We start from the raw sequence: 21,533 nt of genomic DNA, 5'->3' as shown, positions 1-21,533 counted from the left end.
CGCCCGCAGCTGACTGGCCGGATTCCCGAACCGGCTGGGCGTGCCGAAGAGCACCGCATCCGCCCAGGCCAGGTCGTCGTGGCCGGCCTCGCCGACGTCCGCGGTGGCCTCCCGGTGCGCCACCCAGGCCGGGTTGGCGCTGATCGCCGCCTGCGGGGCGGTCTCGGCGACCTTGCGCAGCCGCACGTTCGCCCCGGCCTTCTCCGCGCCCTCGGCCACGGCCTGCGCCAGGGTGTGCACGTTGCCGGTCGCGCTGTAATAGATGATTGCAACGTTCACAGGTTCCACAGCTGTTCCTTTTCCTTTGCGTGTTCTATCGGGTGGTGCCGCGGGATCCGGCCGCTCGCGAGGAGCGCCGGACACCCGGTGGTAAAAGTCGGTGAAGAAAGAGAAAAACGCCGGGGGCGGCGACCAGTGGCCCGCACACGGACCCGGTGCCACGCTCCGGACGGGGCCCGGCCCGCGAGGCGCCGCCGGCCTCGAGGACCCTGCCGGCACCCCTGCGGACCGGGGCCTTCACCCTCACCTCAGCCGGCGGCGGCCGGCCTGCCGAAGCGGCCCGCGGGCCGCACTGCCGGCGCCCTCGAAGGCCGCGTCCGGCCGCCTGCTGGTGACCCGCGGATCGAAGTGAGGGGCACGGCAATTCTCCTGACAGGTGACAGTCGACTTCACGGCCCGAAGTCGGGGCGGGAGAGCGGGGATTCCGGATCCGGACGACCGGGGGACGGAGTCCGGCGGGAATTCGATCTCCACCCGTACGACGACACAGCCCGTTGTAATGTGAGGTGACGAGCGCCACCTTCAGTGCGATGCCTCATCGAACTGCTCAAGCCAGGGCGCGGCCAAGGGAGTTGGCGACACCATGAGCATGCAGCCCGAGCCGCAGGACAGCCGGCTCGACCCCGCACTGAGCGCCGTCCTGAGCGAGCGGCGCCAACTGATCAACCTCGCCTACCGGTTCCTCGGCTCCCTGGCCGACGCCGAGGACGTGGTCCAGGAGACCTACACCCGCTGGTACGCCATGTCCGAACAGCGCCGCGAGGCCGTCGCCTCGCCCGGCGGCTGGCTGACCCGGGTCGCCAGCCGCATCTGCCTGGACCTGCTCGGCTCGGCCCGCGCCCGGCGCGAACGCTATGTGGGGGAGTGGATCCCCGAGCCGCTGCCCGACCGCATGGAATGGCCCGGCGGACCGCCCGGCGCCGCCGGTGACCCGGCCGACCGCATCACCCTGGACGAGTCGGTCAACATGGCCTTCCTCGTCGTCCTGGACGCGATGACCCCGGCCGAACGCGTCGCGTTCATCCTGCACGACGTCTTCCACTACTCCTTCGCCGAGATCGCCGAGATCGTCGGCCGCAGCCCGGCCGCCTGCCGCCAGCTGGCCTCCTCCGCCCGCCGCCGCATCCACCAGGCCCAGCAGGCCCCCACCCCCGCCACCGCCCGACGCGCCGAGGTGGTCCGCGACTTCAAGCAGGCCTGGGAGGCCAAGGACATCGACGCCCTGATCGGCCTGCTCGACCCCGACGCCACGACCATCGCCGACGGCGGCGGCCTGGTCAGCGCCCAGCTGCAGCCCGTCACCGGCGGCGAGCAGATCGCCCGCGTCTTCGCCGACGTCGCCGGCCGGGCACCGGACCTCACGCTCCTGGAGCGCACCGTCAACGGCCAGCCCGGCCTGGTGGCCCAGCAGGACGGCGTCACCGTCTCGGTCCTGGCCTTCGACTTCACCGGCGACCGGATCACGCACATCTGGGCGGTGCGCAACCCCGAGAAGCTGCGCCCCTGGACGGCCGGCTGACCCGCCGCGCGCACCGGCACATTCCGGCCATGCGCGGCCCCGGCCCGCGGCCCCGGCGGCACGCCGGGGCCGCGGGCGCACGGCGCTAGCCGCGCGGCGGCCCGCCCAGGGGCACCTTGTAGCTCTCCAGGTGGCTGATCGCCTCCCCGGCGAAGGTGAACACGTCGCAGAAGAGGAACTCCGCCTTCGCGCCGCCCGGCAGGGCGAGCGCGGCGCGGCCGGTGGCCACCACCGTGTCCCCCTCCTCGATCAGCCGGTCGACGGTGATGGTCGGCCGCTGCACGACGTCCTTGGCGGCCTGGCCCTCCTTGTTCTCCACGATGCCCCGCAGGGCCTCCTTGCCCTGCACCCGGGTCTGGCCCAGGCTCTCCCACACGACGTCGTCGGTCACCAGGGACAGGACCAGCTCGTGGTCGCCGCTGAGGACCCCGTCGCGGTACCGCTCCACGATGGCTTTGTGTTTGCTCATGTCACATGACTATGGGATACGCCTAGGAGAGCGCTGGAATCCCGACAGAAGGGGACGCACCCTCCCGCCCCACCCGGGGCACAGCGCCACGAAGCGGGCAGGCCGGCCTCACATTCGCGGGGGCTGTCTCGTCGTACCGATGACAGCAGTTTCGGCCAAGGGAGCAAAGGGAGCACCCGAGCGATGAGGACGCAGACCGAGCCAGAAGACGACCGGCTCGACCCCGCACTGAGCGCGGTCCTGAGCGAGCGGCGTCAGCTGATCAACCTCGCGTACCGGTTCCTCGGCTCCCTGGCCGACGCCGAGGACGTCGTGCAGGAGGCCTACGCCCGCTGGTACGCCATGACCCGCGCCCAGCGCGAGGCCGTCGCCTCGCCCGGCGGCTGGCTGACGACCGTGGCCAGCCGCATCTGCCTGGATCTGCTCGGCTCGGCCCGCGCCCGGCGCGAACGCTATGTGGGCGAGTGGATCCCCGAGCCGCTGCCCGACCACTCGGAGTGGGTGGGCGGGCGCACCGGCGCCGCCGCCGACCCGGCCGACCGCATCACCCTGGACGAGTCGGTCAACATGGCCTTCCTCGTAGTCCTGGACTCGATGACCCCGGCCGAACGCGTCGCGTTCATCCTCCACGACGTCTTTCGCTACTCCTTCGCCGAAGTGGCCGAAAGCGTCGGCCGCAGCCCGGCCGCCTGCCGCCAGCTGGCCTCCTCCGCCCGCCGCCGCATCCGCAGCGCCCAGCAGGCCCCCGCCACCGCCACCGCCCAGCGCGCCGACATCGTCAGGAACTTCAAGCAGGCCTGGGAGGCCAAGGACATCGCCGCCCTGATCGGCCTGCTCGACCCCGACGCCACCGGCCTGGCCGACGGCGGCGGCCTGGTCAACGCCGCGCCCCCCACCGGAGGCGGCGAGCAGATCGCCCGCTACCTGGTCACCATCACCGGCAAGGTGCCCGGCCTGCGCATCCTGGAGCGCACCGTCAACGGCGAGCCCGGCCTCATCGTCCAGCAGGACGGCGTCACCGTCTCGGTGCTTGCCTTCGACTTCGCCGGCGAGCGGATCAAGCACCTGTGGGCGGTGCGCAACCCCGAGAAGCTGCGCCCCTGGACCACCGGCTGAGCCGCCCCCGGCCCGCCCCGGCCGGGAGCCGGACAAGGCAGGTCAGATGGGGTGCTGTCACATCTTGGCGGGCTATGTCGTCTTCAGTGGTGTAACCACCAGCACGGCAGAGGAGCCCGACATGGACGCTCGCTTGAACCTTTTCGACAACCCCGTCTCGGCCAAGTTCCTGAAGCACCTGGCCGCGGCGGGCAAGGTGGCCGCGGGCACGTCCCTGCCGGCGGCCACCGCGGAACTGGTCCGGCTGCGCGCCAGCCAGATCAACGGCTGCGGCTTCTGCGTGGACATGCACACCAAGGAGGCCGCGCACGCCGGGGAGAACGCCGTCCGCCTCCACCTGGTCGCGGCCTGGCGCGAGGCCACCGTCTTCACCGAGGCCGAGCGCGCCGCGCTGGAGCTGACCGAGCAGGGCACCCGCATCGCCGACGCGGCCGGCGGCGTCAGCGACGCGGCCTGGGCGGACGCGGCCAAGCACTACGACGAGGACCAGCTGGCCGGCCTGCTGTCCATCATCGCCGTCATCAACGCCTTCAACCGCCTGAACGTCCTGGTCGAACAGCCCGCCGGGGACTACCGGGTGGGCCAGTTCGGCTAGCCGCCCGGCCGGACCCGGCGCGGGCCCCCGGCGGCCGGGGGCCCGCACCGGGCGGGGTTCAGCTGATCTTCATGGTGGCCATCATGCCCATGGCCGAGTGGTCGAGCATGTGGCAGTGGTAGGGGTAGGAGCCCCGGTAGGTGTCGAAGGTCGCCTGCACCTTGACCGTCTCGCCCGCCAGGACCATCACCGTGTCCTTGAGCCCCGACTCGCCGGGCGCCGGCGGCTTCCCGCCGCGCTCGATGACGCGGAACTGCACCAGGTGCATGTGGAAGTTGTGCGGCACCCGGGTGTTGGTGTTGGTGATCGACCAGATCTCACTGGCGCCGAAGCGGATGCTGGAGTCCACCCGCGAGCCGTCGTAGACCTTGCCGTCCAGATAGGCCTTGGGGTGCTCGACGCCCTCCTCCATGTGCATGTTGATGGAGCGCTCGTTGGTGGGCGTGGGCAGCGGCGGCAGCGTGCGCAGCACCGCGGGCACGGAACTGGGGTCCTCGGCGGTGCGCACCACGTCGAAGCGCATCACCCGCCCGACCTGCTCCGCGGTGCCGTTGAAGATGACGTTGTTCTCCAGCACCACCGTGTCGCCCACCGCGTAGCGCGAGAAGTCGATGACGACGTCGGCGCGCTCGCCCGGGGTGAGCACGAACGACTTGGTGGTGTGCGGGCGCGGCAGCAGCCCGCCGTCCGACCCGATCTGGATGATGTCGCTGCCGTCCGCCAGCTGCAGGCCCAGGAAACGCTGGTTGGCCATGTTGGCGAAGCGCAGCCGGTACTTGCGGGCGGCGACCTTGAAGTAGGGGTAGGGCACGCCGTTGGTCAGCAGCGTGGTGCGCTGCAGGTCGTCCATGATGTAGACGAGCTGGCCCGCCGCATCGAAGTGCGCGTCGCGGATGCCGATCTCCACGTCGTACTCGCCCTTGGGCAGCGGCAGCCGGTCCTCGATGCTGTCGGAGAGCAGGTAGCTGCCGTGCATCCCGCGGTAGACGTTCTCCGCCTCGCGGTGGTGGGCGTGGTCGTGGTACCAGAGCGAGGCGTGCGGCTGCTTGTTGGGATAGGTGTAGAGCCGCTCCTCGCCCGGGGCGAGGGTGTCCATCGGGTCACCGTCGTTGGTCTGCGTCACCGAGGCGCCGTGCAGGTGGACGGAGGTGGCCACGTCGAGCCCGTTGTGCTGACGCACGACCACCTGGCGGCCGGAGCGCGCCTTGATGGTCGCGCCGGGGAAGTTCCCGTCGTAGGTCAGCAGGTCGGTCTGGATGCCGGGCAGGATCTCCTTGCGGACCGGGCGCATGGTGACGTCGTAGTGATCGGTGGTCTTGGTGCGGAAGGTGGGTCTGAGCACCGGCATTCTGGGCATGGCAACGGCGAACTGGTCGGGGGTGGCCGCTGTGGACGGGCTGGCCTTGGCGGGATCCACGGCAAGCAGGGGAGTGAATGACGCCCCGGTGAGCCCTACGCCCGCGGCGGCGAGTCCGGTGCCGAGCAGACGGCGTCGGGTGACCATGGTGGCCCTCCTCAATAAGTACGTACGGGAATGCGAACGGGGCACCCGCCGGGCCGCCGCGCCCCCTGATAAGGCGCGCGGCCGCCGCTGGACGTGCGGTGCCAGCCGCAGTCCAGCAGGGGCGGCTCGAGGCTCACTCGGGCCTGGTCCGGGCGCCTTTGACCGGATTGGCCGCTTCCGCGCACGGCACCGATCCGGCCCACCCGCCCCCCTGGGCGGGCGCACACTGGACGAGAGCGCCCGCCCCGCCCCCGCGACCGCCGAGGAGCCCCGCGCCATGAACGACCCGGCCACCTCCGACGAGGCCCGCCCCGCCCCGGAGCGTGCTGCCCCGGCGTCCGCCGGTGCGGCATCCAAGTGGCCGACGGCCGCCGCCCCGGAGGGTGCTGCCCCGACGTCTGGTGGCCCGGCGTGTGCCGCTGCTGAGCCTGTCGTCCCGGGGCCTGCCGCTTCGGTGCCCGCCGGTCCGGGGCCTGTCGCCCCAGCGCCTGCCGGTCCGGTGCCCGTCGGTCCGGGGCCTGTCGCCCTAGCGCCTGCCGGTCCGGTGCCCGTCGGTCCGGTGCCTGTCGCCCCAGCGCCTGCTGGCCCGGCGTGCGCCGCCCCGGAGCCTGTCGCCCCGAGGCCTGCCATCCCAGTGCCTGCTGGCCCGGCGTGTGCCGCTCCCGGGCCTGCCGTCCCGGCGTCCGCCGCCTCCGTGGGTGCGGGGCCCGGTCCCGCCGAGCCCGTGTTCGCCGGGCCGGAGCAGACCCTTGCCGAGCGGCCCGGGCGGATCAGTCTCGTCTGGTCGCTGGCGGCCGGTGGCGGGCGTGATCTGGATGCCTCGGTCGTGCGCCTGGCGCCCGGCGCGGATCTCGGTGAGCCCGCCGAGGCCGCCCACGGGGTCCTGCTCACCGTGCTGGCCGGCGGCGGCGAACTCCGCCTGACCGGTGCGGTGTCGGCCCTCGCCCCGGGCGCCCTGGCCTGGCTGCCCGCCCACACCCCGTACAGCCTGCGCGCGGGGGAGCGGGGGCTGACCTGCACCACCGTCCACCGCCGCCCCGGGGCCACCGGCCCCGACGGCGCCGGCGAACCGGCCTGTCTGCTGGAGCGGGTCTGCCCGCGGTGCGGCCGCCTGGCCACCGAGGGCGACGCCCGCTACTGCGCCCGCTGCGCGAGCGCGCTGAGCGGCCCCGGCTGAGCGCCGGTGCCATCCCCGGCCGGGCGGGCGCCGTCCGGCACGCACGCGCGCCGCGTTCCTCGAGCCGGGTACCGGCCTCTTCTCATCTGCGCCGCCCGCCCCCACAATCACCCCTGCACCCGCCCGCCCGCGGGTGACGGCACCGCCGCGTCCGCCCCCGAGGAGGCCCCATGCCGATGCCCGCCAGGGCCCGCCGGACGGCCCGCCGCGCCGGGCACCTGCTGGCCTGCCTGGGCGCGTCGGCCGTCCTGGCGCTCGCGGCGCCCGCCCCGGCCGCACCGGCCCCAGCCCCGGCTGCCGCGCACCGGCCGGTCGTCTTCGTGCACGGCTACAACGCCGACCCCGGCGTATGGGGCTCGCTGCGCCAGGACCTCACCGCCGCCGGATACGACGAGAGTGAACTCTTCTCCTGGGGCTACGACACCAGCCGCTCCGTCAACGAGGTCCTCGCGGGCCAACTGGCCGCCTACGTCGCCCAGGTGCGCGCCCGCACCGGCGCCGACCGCGTCGACCTGGTGGCGCACTCCTTCGGCAGCCTCGTCACCCGCTGGTACGTGAAGTACGGCGGCGGCGCGCCCGCCGTCGCCCACTGGGCGTCCCTGGCCGGGCCCAACCACGGCACCCTGACCGCCTGGGCCTGCGCCGCGTGGTCGCAGGCGTGCCGGGACATGACCCCGGGCTCCTACGTCACCGACCGGCTCGCCGCGGGCGACGAGACCCCGGGCCCGGTGGCGTACGCGACGTGGGGGTCGAACTGCGACGAGGTCATCAACCCCGACGCCAGCGTCGCGCTGACGGGGGCGGCCAACCACGCGGCGGGCTGCCTGGCCCACAACGACCTGCTGAGCGACGACGGCGTCTCCCGCGGCGTGCAGGCCTTCCTGCGCACCACCACCCCCTGACCCCTCCCGGCGGCGGGGCTTCAGATGTCCGGCGGGCGCGGCGCCCGGCGCGTGGGGGAACCTCCGCACGAAGGCGTCGTTGGCCCGCGAACTGGGCTCGCGCAACATCACCTTCGACGTCGTCATGCCCGGCCTCACCGGCACCGGCATGCTCCACACCCGCAGCGACGAGCAGCGCGCGGGCATGCTCGCCCAGATCCCGCTGGGCCGCCCGGCCGCCCCCGAGGAGACCGCCGCCGCCATCGCCTTCCTCGCCTCGCCTCGCCCCAGGCCGGATACCTCACCGGCGCCGTCCTGCCGGTGGACGGCGGCGCGGCGATGGGCCACCAGCTGTACGGACCCGCCCGGCAGATCAGAACGCGGGGCCCGGCGGGAGCGCTCCTGCGCCGGAGGGGCTCTGGAGCGCGGCGGCCCCCGGCGCGGCAGCGGCTCCGCGGCGCCCACCCGACGCCCCTTGGGAGGGCCGCCCGTCCGCGCCGCGCGCCGGAACGCCCCCACGGGATGAATGTGGCGAAATGGGTACGTTCAAGGTCAGCGGGGCGCCGGACGGTCCGCCCGCTGTCTCGTGCACCCAGAAGAGAGCAGTTGTCATGGCCGAGTTCCTGACCGACATCAAGACCATCCGCGAGCGGGCCCGCCAGCAGATCGAGAAGGGCCCGGTGACCGACGCCTACGGGGCGGACCTGGAGCGCGTCCTCGGCGTGCTCAACGAGGCCCTCGCCACGGAGATCGTCTGCACGCTGCGCTACAAGCGGCACTACTACACCGCCTCCGGCCTCTACTCCGAGCCGGTGGCCGCGGAGTTCCTGGAGCACGCTCAGGAGGAGCAGGAGCACGCCGACAAGCTGGCGCAGCGGATCGTGCAGCTGGGCGGCGAGCCGGACTTCAATCCCGACACGCTCACCTCCCGCGCCCACGCGGAGTACGACGCCAGCACCGGCCTGATCGAGATGATCAAGGAGGACCTGGTCGCCGAACGCGTCGCCGTGGCCGCCTACACCGAGATCGCCCAGTGGCTGGGGGAGGGCGACCCCACCACCCGCCGCCTCTTCGAGGAGATCCTCGCCCAGGAGGAGGAGCACGCCGACGACCTGCGCGGCCTGCTGGAGCGCATCCCGGGCGACCGCCGCTCCTGAGCGCCGCTGCCGCGGGCCCGGCCGCCCGCACCGGCCGGGCCCGCGGCCTCACCTCGGAGCCTGTCTTTGAACCCCCGCCTGCGCCCCGGCGCCCGGCACACACGCTCGCACCGGACGCCGCTGCGCCCGCGCTCCGCACGGACGACGGGGGGTCAAAGACAGGCTCTCACCGGCTCTCCAGGCGCAAGGTCACATCCTTTTCCTGGTCGCCCGAGGCGGAGCCCTCCTCGGCGACGGCGAAGGCCGCCGAGAGCACCGTGACGATCTGGTCGACCGCCACATAGCCGCCCTGCACGGCGGCGGTCACCGGGCCGCTCAGCGCGGGCGCCCCGCCCGGCCCGCCGCCCGCCGGGCGGGCGGTGTCGAAGACGCCGCTCCACACGGTCGGCCCGTCGGCCGGGCCGGGCCGCGGCGCCGCACTCGCCTCCCGGTCGGAGGCGAACGCCGCCCCCAGCACCGAGAAGACGCCGCCCGCGTCGTCCGCCGCACCGCTCAGTTCCACCGTGACCTGCGCCGAGGGTTCTCCCGCACCGCTCACCGTCGTTCCTTTCCATCGCGTCGTTCACGTCGGGCCGAAGACCGGGCCCGAAGGCCGGGGTCGCCGGCGTCACCCCGAGGGCTCCTCCGGAACCGGCTCCTGGGAGGGGGCGTCCGCCTCCTCCGCCGTGCCGGAGGCACCGCGCCGGCCCGTTCCGGCCTCGTCGGTGTCGGGCACGTCCTCATCCCCGCCGGCGCCGTCGCCGGTGTGCTGCGCCGGCTCCCAGGGGTCCTGGGTGCCGTCGGCCTGCTGGTCGGGCGGGTCCCTGGGGACGGGCGTGCTGCCGTCCGCGCCGGGGGAGGCCGGTACCTGCTCACTCATCGCTGTCTCCTCTCGACCGCTGGGCCCCGAAGCTGTCCCCGCCCTTGCGGCGGGGGCTGTGCCGGGGCTGGGGGTGCAGGTACCCGCGCAGGGCAGGACAACTCGTACTGATCACCGTGGACCACCCGCGTCCGATCGGCGACACGGACGCGGCCCGCGCCACCGGCGGACAGGAGCACCGTGCCCGCCCCCGCGGCGGGCGGCCGGGCGGGCCCGGCGGGGCGGTGTGAGACTGCTGGTGTCGCGCCGCCCCGCCGCGGACAGGGAGGAAGACGTGCCGTCATCGCAGCCCAGCGGGCTCGAGGAGTTCCTCGCGGACCCCGACAACGCCGTGCTGGACCTGGTCACCGCGGTCGGCCGGTGCGCGACGGCCCTGGACGTGCCCCAGGCGGTGGTCTACCTCGCCGACATCCAGCAGCGCCGTCTGATCCCGCTGAGCGAGGAGGAGGGCCCGGAGCCGGCCATGGACGGCTCACTGGCCGGCTGGGCCTACCGCACCCTCTCCCTGCGCGTGGAGGAATCCCCCATCGGCGGCATGACCGCCTGGCTGCCCCTGCTGGACGGCGCCGAACGGCTCGGCGTGGTCGCCGTCCACGCCCCCTTCCTGGACGCCGCCCTGCTGCGCCGCGGCAAGGCGCTGGCCGCCCTGCTCGCGATGATGATCACCTCCAAGCGCGCGTACAAGGACAACCTCGTCCAGCGCACCCGCGCCGAGCCCATGCGCCTGCCCGCGGAGATGCTGCGGGCCTTCCTGCCGCCGCGGACCATCGGCAACACCCGCGTGGTCTCCACCGCCGTCCTCGAACCCGCCTACGAGATCGGCGGCGACGCCTTCGACCACTGCCTCACCCGGACGGACCTGCACGCCACCATCGTCGACGCGATGGGCCACAACCTGCTCTCCGGCCTCACCACGGCGGTCGCCCTGGCCGCCTGCCGCAACGGCCGGCGCACCGGCGCGGACCTGCCCGAACTCATGGCCGCGGTGGACACGGCGCTGGAGGAGTGGCTGCCCGATCAGTTCTGCACGGGTGTGCTCACCCGCCTGGACCTCACCAGCGGGGCGCTGCGCTGGAGCAACTGCGGGCACCCCCCGCCCCTGCTGATCCGCGGCAACCGGCTCGTCGAGGGCGCCCTGGAAGGCGAGCCCGACCCACCCATGGGCTTCTCCGCCGACTTCCGCAGCGGCGAGCGCCAGGTGCACGAGAGGGTCCTGGAACCCGGCGACCGCGTCCTGCTCTACACCGACGGCATGACCGAGGCCCGCCTCCCGGACGGCACGGAGTTCGGCCTGGAGCGGTTCGCCGACTTCGTCACCCGCGCCTCCAGTGCCGGGGAGGTGGCGGCGGAGACCCTGCGCCGGCTCATCCACTCGGTCCTGGACGCGCAGAGCGACCGGCTGCGCGACGACGCCACCATCCTCATGATCGAGTGGCGGCCGCCCAGCCGCTGACCGCGCCGCGGGCTCTCAGTTCCGGTTCCCGCCCCCCTCGTCCTGGTGGATGTCCTCCTGGGCGGCCGGGCTGGGCGTGAGGGTGTCACCGGCCTCGCCGTCCTTGGCCCGCTCGCGCTCCGCGTCGGGCACCGGCCGCTCCTCGGCCTCCGCCACCTCCTCCAGCACCTCATCGGCCGCGCTCTGGGCGGGGGCGTGCGGGCGGGCGTCGCTGCGGTGGTGCTCCTGCATGGTGGTGCTCCTTGATCGCTCGAAATGCCGAGTCGTGCCGAGTCGTGCCGAGTCGTGCCGGGCCGTGCCGAGTCGTGCCGGGCCGTGCCGGGAGGAGAGGTCCGTCAGGCCTCCTGCTCCCGCCCGTTCGTGGTGAGGACGAAGCCGCTGCGCGGCCGGGTGGGCATCCGGTGCAGCGGGATGCGCAGGTCCTGCTCGGGCACCCGGTACTCCAGACGGGCCAGCCGGGGCAGCAGGACGCTCAAAACGGCCAGGGTGACGTCCTCGCCCGGGCAGCGGTGCCCCGCGGCCGCCGCGCCGCCGCCCTGCGGCACCAGGTCGTCCCGGCCGGGCTCGCCGCCGGTGAACCGCGCGGGGTCGAACGCGTACGGGGCGGGCCACAGCGCCGGATCGTGGTTCTGCCCGTACAGGTCGAGCAGGACCAGCGTGCCCGCGGCGATCGGCTCCCCGCGCCACGCGGTGTCCTTGGGCGCCAGGCCCGCCACGAACGGCGCGAAGGGGTAGAAGCGGCGCACCTCCTGGGCGAAGGCCCGCCCGTAGCCCGCCGCGTCCCGCCCGAGCGGCTCCCGCAACCGCGGGTGGCGGTGCAGGGCGTGGGCGCCGAAGACGGTGAACCAGGTCACCGCGACCGTGGGCCGGATGATGTTCAAGAGCTCGACGGCCGCCGTCCGCGGATCGAGCGGGCGGCCCCCGGCGTCCCGGTGGGCGGCCACGGCGTGCACGGCGTCGCCGGGCGTTCCCGTCCGCTGCGGCTCGGCCCGGGTCTGCTCCACCAGCCGGGCAAGGGCCCGCTCCTGGCGGGCCCGGGCCCGCCGGGCGCGCACATGGCGCGGCCCCGCGGTGGCGAACCCGTCGACCATCGCCACCAGATCCCGCGCCATCTGCCGCGCCCCGTCACCGGGCCGGTCCGCCCAGGGGATCCCGGCCCACCGGCACACCGCCCGGGTCAGCACCACGCTCACCTCGTCGAACAAGGTGACCTGGGGCAACTCGGCCCACTCCTTGCGGGCCTGGTCCCACTCCTGGGCGACCCGCTGCGCCAGCGCCTCGATCCCGGGCCCGTCCTTGAGCAGGGACAGGAACAACGCCTTGCGCACCCGGTGCTGTTCACCGTCCAGCGTGTGCACCGCGCCGTGGCCGAAGAGCGTGCTGAGCACCGGCTCGGGCAGCGCCGAGCGGCGCCGCACGTGCTCCTCGTCGTAGAAGAAGGCCACCGCCTGGGGGCCGCGCAGGGCGATGGCGGGCCTGCCCATCAGCCGGGCGCGCACCACCTCGCCGCCGGAGCGCCGGCTCAGGTCGGGCAGCCAGGCGTAGCCCTGGACCAGCAGGGGCAGCGTGCTGTCGATCATCGGTCTTCCTCCTGGGGAACGCGGGAGACGGGGCGCGGGGCCGCGGCGCGGCCGGCTCAGGGCAGCGGCGTGCCGCCCGTGGCGTTCACGATCCCGGCCGTGATGAAACTGGCGTGCTCCGAGGCGAGGAAGACATAGGACGGCGCCATCTCCGCGGGCTGCGCGGGACGGCCCATCGGCGCCTGCGCGCCGAACTCCGCGGTGTCGGGCAGCGTCGCGGGGATCAGCGGCGTCCACACCGGGCCCGGCGCGACCGCGTTGACCCGGATCCCGCGCTCCACCAGCATCTGCGCCAGCCCCTGGGTGAAGGTGACGATGGCGCCCTTGGTCATGGCGTAGTCCAGCAGCTGCGGGCTGGGCTTGTAGGCCTGCACCGACGTGGTGTTGATGATCGAGCCGCCGCGCGGCATGTGCGGCACCGCCATCTTGCACAGCCAGAACATGCCGTACAGGTTGGTGCGCATCACCCGGTCGAACTGCTCGGTGGAGATGTCCTGGATGCCCTTGGGCTGGGCCATCTGGTAGGCGGCGTTGTTGACCAGCAGGTCGATCCGCCCGAACTCGGCCACCGCACGCTCCACCAGCGCCCGGCACTGCTCCTCCTCGCGGATGTCGCAGGACACCGCGATCGCCCGGCGCCCGGCCTCGCGCACCCAGCGGGCGGTCTCCCGCGCCTCGTCGGCCTCGGACGGCAGATGGGTGAACAGCACGTCCGCGCCCTCGCGGGCCAGCGCGATGGCCACCGCCCGCCCGATGCCGGAATCACCGCCGGTGATCACCGCGGCCCGCCCGGGCAGCAGCCCGGAGCCGCGGTAGGAGTCCTCGCCGTGGTCGGGCGGCGGGTCCATGGGGCCGCTCCAGCCCGGCGGTTCCTGCTCCTGCTGGGGAAACTCCGGCCGCGCTCCCCTGGTGGTGGGGTCCTGCGGGCCCTGCTCGCCGGGGGTGTCCTTCATCTGCCGCCTCCTTGGTGCCTGTCCCTACCCTCCACACGAGCGGAGCGCCTCACCACCGGAAAAAAGGACCGGCGGGGAGGCGCGCCGCGACGTGCGGGCCCCGGGTGCCCGGGCACCCGAAGGACAAAACACCCTCACAAGGACCTTGCGGAGCGCGGCAGGCATGTCCCGGGCGATCGCGGGGAGCCGAAGACCATGAAGATCCTCATCGTTCTCGTCGTCCTCGCCGTCGCCGCCGCCTGGTACATGAACTCCCGCAAGAAGCGGTGAGCCCGCCCGCCCCTCCTTCGCCGGAGGGGCCCTCAGCCCTGGCCGATCCGGAAGCCCACCCCGTGCACCGTGACGATCCAGTCGCGCGAGCCGAGCTTGGCGCGCAGGCTGCTCACATGGGTGTCGATGGTGCGCCGGGACCAGGAGCCCGCCCACACCTCCCGCATCAGCTGATCCCGCGTGATGACCGCCTCCGGCCGGGCGGCCAGCAGGTGCAGCAGGTCGAACTCCTTGCGGGTCACGGCGATGCTGCGCCCGCCCAGGCGCACCTCCCGCAGCGCCGCGTCGATGCGCAGCGCGCCGATCGACAGGACGGGGGAGAGCGGGCGGGGCCGCATGCGGCGCATCACCGCCTCCATCCGGGCCAGCAACTCGCGCAGCCCGCAGGACTTGACCAGGTAGTCGTCGGCGCCGGCCCGCAGGCCAAGGACCACGTCCAGTTCCCCGCCGCGGGCGGTCAGCGCCAGGACCGCGGTGCGCCCCGAGGCCCGCAGCAGCCGGCACAGCTGCAGCCCGTCCACGTCGGGCAGGTCGAGGTCGAGCAGCACCACATCGATGTCGAGCGCGCCGCAGGCCTCCAGCGCGGCCCCGCCGTCGCGCGCCTGCTCCACGTGGTGGCCGTGCCGGCGCAGGGCCTCGGCCAGCGGCTGGGCGTCCTCGGCGCACGCGTCCACGATCAGGACGCGCCAGAGCTGATCCGCCGCCCCCGCGGCCCCGACCGCGGGGCCCAGCCCGGGCGAGAAGCCCTCCCGGCCCGGCAGCGCGCGGGCGCTGAGCATGTCGGCCGACGCCTGGATCATGGCTCGCCTCCCCAGCGAAACGGACCTCAAAGACGGTTACGGGACGTCGGCCACCGTAAGAAACGCCGTGCCAGCTCCCGGTCATCGCACCGACAGGAAATCCTCAAGCAGCCGCAGAGAACGTTCAATTGCGGGCACGGGTTCGGGCAGCGCCCCGGGGCGCCGGGCCGCTCCAGCGCTGCGCAGAGTTGCCGCACCGGTGCACCGCACCTGACACAGCCGTGCACCTGCGCTGGCACAGCACCGCCGATGCTGGCAGCAGCACCCGACCCGGGCACCACCACCCCGGTTCCCCCGGCCGGAGCCTTGACCAGCGGCCGCGGCAGGCCGCCCGGTGCACCCACACCCGGCAGCAGCGCGGCCCGCTCCCGCGGCCGGCGGGAGGCAGGCGCCCAGGCGCCCGGGCGCGGACCGCACAGGCCTCCGGTGCCACGTACGGATTCCTCCTGAGGGGCGTGAGCGCGATGAACGTAGGGGCCGTCGACGACGACGCACCGCGCGGGGCCCGCGCCCCGCGGCCCGCCCGGCCCGGCGCGCCCGGGCACCCGCCCGCCTCGCCGGCCCGGCCCCCGGCGGCGGCACGCGGTGCGGGGCAGCGCCGGTGACCGCCGTCGCCTACGACCTCGCCTCGGCCGCCGCCCACCAGGTGCGCGGCCCGCTGGCCTCGATCCGGCTGCGCCTGCAGATGCTGCAGGACCAGCGGCCCGACATCGCCGAACTGCCCGCCGTGCTGGGCGAGGTGGAGCGCCTGGCCGCCCTGCTGAGCCAGATCCTGGCCTGGGGCGCGGCCCGCCACCCCGACCCCGCCCCCGAGCCGGTGGAGGTCCTGGACGTCGCCGCCGCCCGCCTGGAGGCCTGGAGCGTGGTCGCCGACGCCCGGGGCGTGGGCCTGGACCTGGGCGGGACCGCCGCCACCGCCCTGCAGGTGCACGGCGCCCTGGAACACACCCTGGACGTCCTGCTCGACAACGCGCTGCAGGCCGGCCCGCCCGGCACCACCGTCACCTGCACCGTGCACGTCACCGGGCGCCGCGTGCACGTCGCCGTCACGGACGAGGGGCCGGGCATGACGGGCGAGGAGATCGCCCGCGCCGGCAGCCCCTTCTGGCGCGGCGCCACCGCCGCCGGCCGGATGGGCACCGGCCTGGGCCTGTCCATCGCCGCGTCCCTGCTCACCGCCTCCGGCGGCCGGCTCAGCCTGGGCCGGGCGGCCTCGGGCGGCCTCAGCGCCACCGCCGTGCTGCCCATGGCCCCCGACTGACCCCGCCCGCCCCCTCCGTTGTTCTCCTTGCGTGCTCTCTTTTGGGCCCGGTGGCCGGGAAGTTGCTGCCGCGCAGCTTGTGACCGCCGCCGCGGCGCCCATGAGCGCCCCCGTCCCCCGAAACTGACAGCACAGGTGGGGGAGGCGGGATGCTGTTTCTCGAACGTGAGGCGGAGTGGGACCGGCTGCAGGAGGCCTGGCAGCACTGCGCGGCCGGCGAGCCGGCGGTCGTGCTCGTCGAGGGCGCGGCCGGCTGCGGCACCACGCACCTGCTGCGCCGCCTGACCCGGCACGCCGCCGACCACGGGGCGTACGTCCTGCACGGCGAGGCGGCCCCCGACGGGCCACCGCCCCGCCCCGCGCCGCCCGGCGCCGTCCTGCGCCGCCTCCTGCACACCCTGCCCGCCGGCACCCTCACGCACCCCGGCTGCTCGCCGGCCCAGTGGGGCGCCGCGGTGCGCGCGCTGGCCGCCCGGGCGCCGGTCGTGGTGTGCGTGGACGACCTGCAGGACTGCGATTCGTACTCGCTGGGCCACCTGGCGCACCTGAGCCACAGCCTGCGGGGCGTACCGGTGCTGCTCGCCCTGGGCCAGGTCCTGGGCGTGCGCCCGCCCCACCCGCCCGCGCCGACGGGGCCGTTCCTGCGCCACGAGGACTTCCGCCGCGTGCGGGTGGGCCGCCTGAGCCCCGGCGCGGCCGCCCGCGCCGCCCGGACGGACGACGGCCCGGGCGGCGACCTGCCCCCCGCCCGCCTGTACGCCCTCACCGGCGGCAACCCGCTGCTATGCCGGGCCCTGCGGGCCGAGGAGCCGCCGCCGGGCGCCGGGCAGGAGCCGCGCCCGGCCCCGGGCGGCCCCTTCCTGCAGGCGGTCGCCGCCTGCCTGCGGCGCAGCGGCGAGGCGGCCGGCCGCCTCGCCGAGGCCCTGGCGGTGCTGGGGCAGGACGCGAGCGCCGAACGCGTCGCCGCGGTGGCCGGCATCACCCCGCGCACGGCCGCGCACGCCCGCGACATCCTGGACGCGGTGGGGCTGGTGACGGGCTGGCGGCTGCGGCACCCGGCCGTCGCCGCCTCCCTCCTGGCCGGCCCCGCCCCGGGCGAACTCGCCGCCCTGTACGTACGGGCCGCGCGCACGCTCCACGCGGGCGGGGCCGGAGCGGCCGCCACCGCCCGCCGCCTGCTGCTGGCCCACGCCCCCGGCCACCACCCCCCAACACCCGCGACGCCCGCCTCACCCGGGGCGCCCGCCTCACCCGGTGCGGCCCTCTGGGCGCCGCCGGTCCTGGCCGAGGCCGCCCGCCAGGCCCTGCTGGAGGACGACAGCGCCACGGCCGTCGACTGCCTGCGCCTGGCCGCGCGCCTGAGCCCGCCCGGTGCCGCACGGTGGCCCCTGACGCTGCAGCTCGCCGCCGTCATCCGGCGCACCGACCCCGCCCGGGCCGAGGAACTGCTCACCGAACCCCTGCAGGCCCTGAACCGGGGCGAGTTGGGCCAGGGCCCGGCCGCCCTGCTGGGCCGTCTCCTGCTCACTCAGGGCCGCATCGAGCAGGCCGGGGCGGCCCTGGAACACGCCGCCCGCCGGCGCACGGCGGGCGAGCGGGGCGAGGACCCGCTGCGCGGCCTGCTCGCCCCGCCCCCCGCCCCCGCCCCCGCAGCCCCGGGCGCGCCGTCCGGCGGGCGCGCCGAACTGCGCGCGGCCACGGCCGCCCTGTGGCCGGCCGCCCCCGCCGGCGAGGACGAGACGGCCGTCGAACGCGTCCTGAAGGACACCCCGCTCACCCACGCCACGTTCGACCTCGTCCTGCGCGAGATCCGCAGCCTCCTGCACGCCGGGCACGGCGCCCAGGCCGTGGTGTGGTGCCAGAAACTGCAGGCCGAGGCGGACCGCGGCCGCGCCCCGGGCTGGTTCGCCGCCCTGGGGCTGCTGCACGCCCAGGCCCTGCTGCGCCTGGGCGACCTGCGCGGCGCCCGGCAGGCGGCCGCCGCGGCCATGGCCGCCGTGGAGGACCGCGGCGGGCTCCTGCTGCCCGCCCTGCTGGCCGTCGAGATCACCGCCTGCACGGCCGCGGGCCAGTACGAGGAGGCGGCCCGCCGCCTCGAACTGCCCCTGCCCGACGCCCTGTTCGACAGCGTCCACGCCCTGGAGACGCTGCGCGCCCGCGGCCACTACTACCTGGCCACCCACCACCCCGCCGCCGCCCTCGCGGAGTTCCTGGACGCCGGCCGGCTGGCCGGGCGCTGGGCCCTGGACCACCCACGGCACATCCCCTGGCGCACCGACGCCGCCGCCGCCCTGCTGGCCCTGGGCGAACACGCCCGCGCCGCCCGCCTCATCGCCGACCAGGCGGCCCTGCCCACCGGGCGCGACGCCCGCCCCCACGGCACCGGCCTGCGGCTGCGCGCCGCCCTGGCGCCCGCCGCCGAACGGCCCCGGCTGCTGGCCCGCGCCCTGGAGGAACTGCGGCGCGGCGGCGACCGCCTCGAGCACGCCCGCGCCCTGGCCGACCTGGCCGGCGCCCTGCAGCTGACCGGGGAGGGCAGCCGGGCGGGGATGCTGGCCCGCCGGGCCTGGCACCTGGCCGCCGACTGCGGGGCGCAGGCGCTGTGCGAGCGCATCCTGCCGGGCCGCACCGGCCTGCCCGCCAAACACCTGGGCGGGCCCCCGCTGCGGGAGGGGCAGCTGACCGGCCCCGAGCAGCGGGTGGCGGCGCTGGCCGCGTTCGGCCACACCAACCGGGAGATCGCGGCGAGACTGTACGTGACCACCAGCACCGTCGAGCAGCACCTGACCAAGATCTACCGCAAGCTGGGCATCCGCCGGCGCAGCGAACTCCCCCTGGACCTGGAGTACGACGACACGCCGTGAGGGCCTGTCTTTGCCCCCCGTCGTCCGCGCCGGGCGTCGGGGCGCAGGCGGGGGTTCAACGCCAGGCCCCGCACACCGCGCCCGCTCACGCGCGGGCGGCCGGCGCCGCCGCCGGGGGCGCGGTGCGCCCGCACCAGATGCCCGGGCGGATCTCGGCCCAGGCCGGGTGGCCGGCGCCGTCCTCGCGCAGCCGCTCCAGCCAGCGCCGGGCGTAGGCCTCCAGGTGGCGGTTGCCCAGCACGCCCGCGAGCGTCAGGCACTGCTGGAAGTGGGGGCGGGCCGCGGCGCCGCCGGTGGTCCGCAGCGCGTGCAGGGCCAGGATACGGCGGGCCTCGTAGCAGCCGCGGGTGTCCTCGGGGGCGTCCTGCAGGGTGGGCAGGACCAGGCGGGCGGCGGTGCCGGTGGCGCCGGCCTCCAGGTGGAGGTCGGCCAGGCCCGCAAGGACGCGCCCGCGCTCGGGGGCGCCCTCGCCGCTCTCGGCGGCCCGCAGGGCGCGCTGGTAGAAGTCGTGGGCGGCCGCCGGGTGGTGGCGCTGCCAGGCCAGATCGCCCAGCGAGCGCAGCATCCGCACCGTCGCCGCGCGGTCGCCGAGCCGGCCGGCGGCGTCCAGGGCCAGGGTGTGGGTGTGCTGCCAGGCCTCCCAGGCGGCCGAGATCTCCACGAAGGCGCTCATGGCGTCGGCCAGCTGGACGGTCTGGGCCCACAGGCCCGCCGCGTGGGCCTGGCCGGCCAGGGTGACCAGCGCGTCGCGGCGGCGGGCGAACCAGTCCAGCGGGGGCAGGTGTGCGCCGCGCCCGGTGTGCTGCGCGGCCAGCGACCGGACGGCGGCCGCGCACAGGCGGGCCAGCGCCGCGCGCACGGCCGCGCTCGGCCCCTCGGCGGTGCGCCGCTCGGCGGCCAGCAGCCGGGTCAGGACGGGGAAGAGGTAGCCGCCGCCGTCCGGGCCGGGCCCCAACAGGCCCGCGGAGATCAGGGAGTTCAGGGTGTGCCCGACGTCCTCGGGCCGGACGCCCAGCGCGGTGGCGGCCGCCTCGCCGGTGAACGGCCCGGCGGGCAGCAGGCTCAGCAGGCGGGCCGCGCGCAGGTCGGCCTCGGGCGCCGCGTCGTAGACCCCGCTCAGCTGCCGGTGGCAGGCCTCGTCCAGGGCGCGCAGTTCCCGCAGGCGGGTGCTCTCCGGGCGCAGCAGGGCGGCCAGTTGGGCGGGGGACTGGTGGGGGTGGGCGGCGAGGTGGGCGGCCAGGGCGCGCAGCGGGCCGGGGAAGCGGCCGCACAGCTCGGCCAGTTCGTCCCAGTCGGCTCCCTCATCGGCCCCGGTGGGTCCGGCGGGCGGGCCGTCGCCGGGCGGGCGGGCGCCGGCCAGCAGCCGGCGGGCGTCCTGCGGGGCGAGCGCGTCCAGCGCCAGGGCGGGGCCCTCGGGGCCGTCCGGCGCCGCCCGGCAGGTGGCCAGGACCGCGCACCGGCCCACGAGCGGCAGCAGCGCCCGCAGCTGGGCGGCCTCGGCGACGTCGTCCACCACCAGCAGCATCCGCCGGTCGTGCGTCAACTCCCGCAGTTGCGCGCGCAGTTCCTCGCCCGAGCGGGGAGCTGGGCCGGGCGCGCCGCAGGCGCCCCGCAGCTGGACCAGTACCTGGGTCAAATCCAGCGGCCGGCCGTCGTCGCCGCGCAGCCGCACCAGCACCCGCCCGTCGGGGAAGGCCGCGGCGGCCCGGTGGGCGGCGGCCACGGCCAGCGCGCTCTTGCCCGCCCCGGCGGGCCCGGTGAGCTGCAGGCAGCCGCCGCCGGCGCGCTCCAGCCACGCGGCGATCTCTGCCAGTTCCGCCGCCCGGCCGGTGAAGCGGGGGTCGGTGGCGGGCAGCTGCCCGCCGGCCGCGGCGGGCCCCTGCGCCGCGCGCCCGGCAGCGGTGGCGGCCGGGGTGCGGGCCGGGCCCGCCGCGGCGGCGGTACGGCCCGGGGGGCCGGGGCGCAGCAGGCCCCGGTCACCGGTCAGGATGCGGTGCTGCAGGCGCTGCAGCCGCAGCCCCGGCTCGATGGCCAGCTCCTCGACCAGGGTGCGGCGCAGGCCGCTGAACACACGTAACGCCTCCGCCTGCCGGCCGGCCCGGTACAGGGCCACCATGAGGTGGGCGTGGAACTCCTCGTGCAGCGGCAACTCCGCTGCCAGCGCCTGCAGTTCCCCCACCAGCTCCTTGTGGTGGCCCAGCTGCAGCTCCGCCCGCATCCGCTGTTCCAGCGCGGCGATGCGCACCTCGTCCAGGCGCACGGCCACGGTGGCCAGCAGGGCGCCGTGCGCGGTGTCGGGCAGCAGCGGGCCGCGCCACAGCGCCAGCGCCCGGCGCTGCAGCTCGGCGGCGGCCGCGTGCTCGCCCCGGTCCAGCGCCTCGCGCCCGCGCTCGTGCAGCTCCTGGAAGACGACCAGGTCCAGCTGGGCGGGGTCCACCTGCAGCAGATAGCCCGGGGCGCGGGTCAGCAGCGCCCGCCGGCCGAACTCCGGCTCCACGCGCAGCAGCAGCTTGCGCAGCTGCGAGATGTAGACCTGCAGGGTGGTCATCGCGGTGCGCGGCGGCTCCTCGCCCCACAGCTCATCGACGAGCGTGTCCACCGAGACGACCTCGTTGGAGCGCACGAGCAGGGTCGCCAGCACGCTGCGGAGCTTGGCCGCACGCGGCGTCACCTGCTGCCCCTCGCCCGCGGCGCGCACCTCCAGTGGTCCCAGCACCCGAAAACGCATCCGGCCCCCGCCCCTCGCTCAGCGCAGCACGCCCGGCCCGGCGGCACGCGCCTTCGGTGTGCGGGCGT

General features: G+C 75.8%; 19 protein-coding genes and 1 pseudogene. 10 read left to right on the top strand and 10 right to left on the bottom strand.

Translation table 11 applies throughout. From position 1 onward, the window contains the following. The coding region (locus ACZ69I_RS23790) for a flavodoxin family protein (protein ID WP_470834407.1) at positions 1-288 on the bottom strand (288 nt) is incomplete at its 3' end. A gap of 574 nt (positions 289-862) precedes the next feature. Here ACZ69I_RS23790 and sigJ (ACZ69I_RS23785) point away from each other — a divergent pair. Next, complete coding sequence (gene sigJ, locus ACZ69I_RS23785) at positions 863-1,798, top strand: RNA polymerase sigma factor SigJ (protein ID WP_467677021.1); 936 nt, start codon at positions 863-865, stop codon at positions 1,796-1,798. An 85-nt stretch (positions 1,799-1,883) separates the two neighbouring features. Here sigJ (ACZ69I_RS23785) and ACZ69I_RS23780 read toward each other — a convergent pair whose 3' ends face one another. After that, positions 1,884-2,267 carry a nuclear transport factor 2 family protein gene (locus ACZ69I_RS23780; RefSeq protein WP_467677023.1) on the bottom strand — a complete coding sequence of 128 codons (384 nt, stop codon included), beginning with the start codon at positions 2,265-2,267 and terminating at the stop codon, positions 1,884-1,886. Between the two features lie 183 nt (positions 2,268-2,450). On the opposite strand from ACZ69I_RS23780, the gene sigJ (ACZ69I_RS23775) reads away from it, so the two are divergent. After that, positions 2,451-3,383, top strand: coding sequence for an RNA polymerase sigma factor SigJ (sigJ, locus tag ACZ69I_RS23775; RefSeq protein ID WP_467677025.1), 933 nt, complete (start codon positions 2,451-2,453; stop codon positions 3,381-3,383). A 121-nt stretch (positions 3,384-3,504) separates the two neighbouring features. After that, entirely contained in the window at positions 3,505-3,978 is a 474-nt protein-coding gene (locus tag ACZ69I_RS23770; RefSeq protein ID WP_467677027.1) for a carboxymuconolactone decarboxylase family protein, read from the top strand. 58 nt (positions 3,979-4,036) lie between these two features. On the opposite strand, the gene ACZ69I_RS23765 is transcribed toward ACZ69I_RS23770, so the two are convergent. Next, positions 4,037-5,482: a multicopper oxidase family protein gene (locus ACZ69I_RS23765; protein ID WP_467677029.1), complete on the bottom strand. Its 1,446-nt coding sequence runs from the start codon at positions 5,480-5,482 to the stop codon at positions 4,037-4,039. Between the two features lie 724 nt (positions 5,483-6,206). Between ACZ69I_RS23765 and ACZ69I_RS23760 the strand changes: the two genes are divergently transcribed. The 4 genes and pseudogenes from ACZ69I_RS23760 (at position 6,207) to ACZ69I_RS23745 (ending at position 8,697) form a co-directional block, all read left to right on the top strand. Beyond that, positions 6,207-6,659, top strand: coding sequence for a cupin domain-containing protein (locus ACZ69I_RS23760; RefSeq protein ID WP_470834404.1), 453 nt, complete (start codon positions 6,207-6,209; stop codon positions 6,657-6,659). 170 nt (positions 6,660-6,829) lie between these two features. Further along, positions 6,830-7,561: an esterase/lipase family protein gene (locus tag ACZ69I_RS23755; RefSeq protein WP_470834402.1), complete on the top strand. Its 732-nt coding sequence runs from the start codon at positions 6,830-6,832 to the stop codon at positions 7,559-7,561. 76 nt (positions 7,562-7,637) lie between these two features. Continuing rightward, a pseudogene (locus ACZ69I_RS23750) lies at positions 7,638-7,888 on the top strand (SDR family oxidoreductase); the annotation flags it as partial. 263 nt (positions 7,889-8,151) lie between these two features. Next, a complete protein-coding gene (locus ACZ69I_RS23745) occupies positions 8,152-8,697 on the top strand; it encodes a ferritin-like domain-containing protein (protein WP_467677035.1) in 546 nt (181 codons plus the stop codon). A 166-nt stretch (positions 8,698-8,863) separates the two neighbouring features. Here ACZ69I_RS23745 and ACZ69I_RS23740 read toward each other — a convergent pair whose 3' ends face one another. After that, the gene (locus ACZ69I_RS23740; protein ID WP_467677037.1) at positions 8,864-9,235 is read right to left on the bottom strand and encodes a hypothetical protein; all 372 of its coding nucleotides are present in this window, start codon (positions 9,233-9,235) and stop codon (positions 8,864-8,866) included. 69 nt (positions 9,236-9,304) lie between these two features. Further along, positions 9,305-9,556 (bottom strand): hypothetical protein, encoded by a 252-nt coding sequence (locus tag ACZ69I_RS23735; protein WP_467677039.1) that lies wholly within the window; start codon positions 9,554-9,556, stop codon positions 9,305-9,307. A 274-nt stretch (positions 9,557-9,830) separates the two neighbouring features. Here ACZ69I_RS23735 and ACZ69I_RS23730 point away from each other — a divergent pair, with 274 nt between their 5' ends. After that, entirely contained in the window at positions 9,831-11,009 is a 1,179-nt protein-coding gene (locus tag ACZ69I_RS23730; RefSeq protein WP_470834401.1) for a PP2C family protein-serine/threonine phosphatase, read from the top strand. Positions 11,010-11,024: 15 nt separating this feature from the next. Here ACZ69I_RS23730 and ACZ69I_RS23725 read toward each other — a convergent pair whose 3' ends face one another. The 4 genes from ACZ69I_RS23725 to ACZ69I_RS23710 all read right to left on the bottom strand — a co-directional run bounded on the left by ACZ69I_RS23725 (position 11,025) and on the right by ACZ69I_RS23710 (position 14,612). Continuing rightward, on the bottom strand, positions 11,025-11,240 hold the full coding sequence (locus ACZ69I_RS23725) for a hypothetical protein (protein ID WP_470834400.1): 216 nt from the start codon (positions 11,238-11,240) through the stop codon (positions 11,025-11,027). Between the two features lie 104 nt (positions 11,241-11,344). Further along, positions 11,345-12,589 carry a cytochrome P450 gene (locus ACZ69I_RS23720; protein WP_470834398.1) on the bottom strand — a complete coding sequence of 415 codons (1,245 nt, stop codon included), beginning with the start codon at positions 12,587-12,589 and terminating at the stop codon, positions 11,345-11,347. 56 nt (positions 12,590-12,645) lie between these two features. Further along, a complete protein-coding gene (locus ACZ69I_RS23715) occupies positions 12,646-13,542 on the bottom strand; it encodes an SDR family oxidoreductase (RefSeq protein WP_467677045.1) in 897 nt (298 codons plus the stop codon). 302 nt (positions 13,543-13,844) lie between these two features. Further along, positions 13,845-14,612, bottom strand: coding sequence for a response regulator transcription factor (locus ACZ69I_RS23710; RefSeq protein WP_470834397.1), 768 nt, complete (start codon positions 14,610-14,612; stop codon positions 13,845-13,847). Between the two features lie 601 nt (positions 14,613-15,213). Between ACZ69I_RS23710 and ACZ69I_RS23705 the strand changes: the two genes are divergently transcribed. Further along, positions 15,214-15,873: a sensor histidine kinase gene (locus ACZ69I_RS23705; RefSeq protein ID WP_467677049.1), complete on the top strand. Its 660-nt coding sequence runs from the start codon at positions 15,214-15,216 to the stop codon at positions 15,871-15,873. A 149-nt stretch (positions 15,874-16,022) separates the two neighbouring features. After that, complete coding sequence (locus tag ACZ69I_RS23700) at positions 16,023-18,737, top strand: helix-turn-helix transcriptional regulator (RefSeq protein ID WP_470834396.1); 2,715 nt, start codon at positions 16,023-16,025, stop codon at positions 18,735-18,737. Positions 18,738-18,822: 85 nt separating this feature from the next. On the opposite strand, the gene ACZ69I_RS23695 is transcribed toward ACZ69I_RS23700, so the two are convergent. After that, on the bottom strand, positions 18,823-21,453 hold the full coding sequence (locus ACZ69I_RS23695) for an AfsR/SARP family transcriptional regulator (protein WP_470834395.1): 2,631 nt from the start codon (positions 21,451-21,453) through the stop codon (positions 18,823-18,825). Positions 21,454-21,533 lie beyond the last annotated feature (80 nt).

This window comes from Streptomyces sp. NPDC036815, assembly GCF_055609205.1.
The sequence above is the reverse complement of the archived record's forward strand: the minus strand, read 5'-3'. Positions and strand labels throughout refer to the sequence as shown.

Coding starts and splice junctions, on each gene's coding strand:
- sigJ (WP_467677021.1), top strand. CDS start 863: ATGAGCATGCAGCCCGAGCCGCAGGACAGCCGGCTCGACCCCGCACTG.
- ACZ69I_RS23780 (WP_467677023.1), bottom strand. CDS start 2,267: ATGAGCAAACACAAAGCCATCGTGGAGCGGTACCGCGACGGGGTCCTC.
- sigJ (WP_467677025.1), top strand. CDS start 2,451: ATGAGGACGCAGACCGAGCCAGAAGACGACCGGCTCGACCCCGCACTG.
- ACZ69I_RS23770 (WP_467677027.1), top strand. CDS start 3,505: ATGGACGCTCGCTTGAACCTTTTCGACAACCCCGTCTCGGCCAAGTTC.
- ACZ69I_RS23765 (WP_467677029.1), bottom strand. CDS start 5,482: ATGGTCACCCGACGCCGTCTGCTCGGCACCGGACTCGCCGCCGCGGGC.
- ACZ69I_RS23755 (WP_470834402.1), top strand. CDS start 6,830: ATGCCGATGCCCGCCAGGGCCCGCCGGACGGCCCGCCGCGCCGGGCAC.
- ACZ69I_RS23745 (WP_467677035.1), top strand. CDS start 8,152: ATGGCCGAGTTCCTGACCGACATCAAGACCATCCGCGAGCGGGCCCGC.
- ACZ69I_RS23735 (WP_467677039.1), bottom strand. CDS start 9,556: ATGAGTGAGCAGGTACCGGCCTCCCCCGGCGCGGACGGCAGCACGCCC.
- ACZ69I_RS23725 (WP_470834400.1), bottom strand. CDS start 11,240: ATGCAGGAGCACCACCGCAGCGACGCCCGCCCGCACGCCCCCGCCCAG.
- ACZ69I_RS23720 (WP_470834398.1), bottom strand. CDS start 12,589: ATGATCGACAGCACGCTGCCCCTGCTGGTCCAGGGCTACGCCTGGCTG.
- ACZ69I_RS23715 (WP_467677045.1), bottom strand. CDS start 13,542: ATGAAGGACACCCCCGGCGAGCAGGGCCCGCAGGACCCCACCACCAGG.
- ACZ69I_RS23710 (WP_470834397.1), bottom strand. CDS start 14,612: ATGATCCAGGCGTCGGCCGACATGCTCAGCGCCCGCGCGCTGCCGGGC.
- ACZ69I_RS23700 (WP_470834396.1), top strand. CDS start 16,023: ATGCTGTTTCTCGAACGTGAGGCGGAGTGGGACCGGCTGCAGGAGGCC.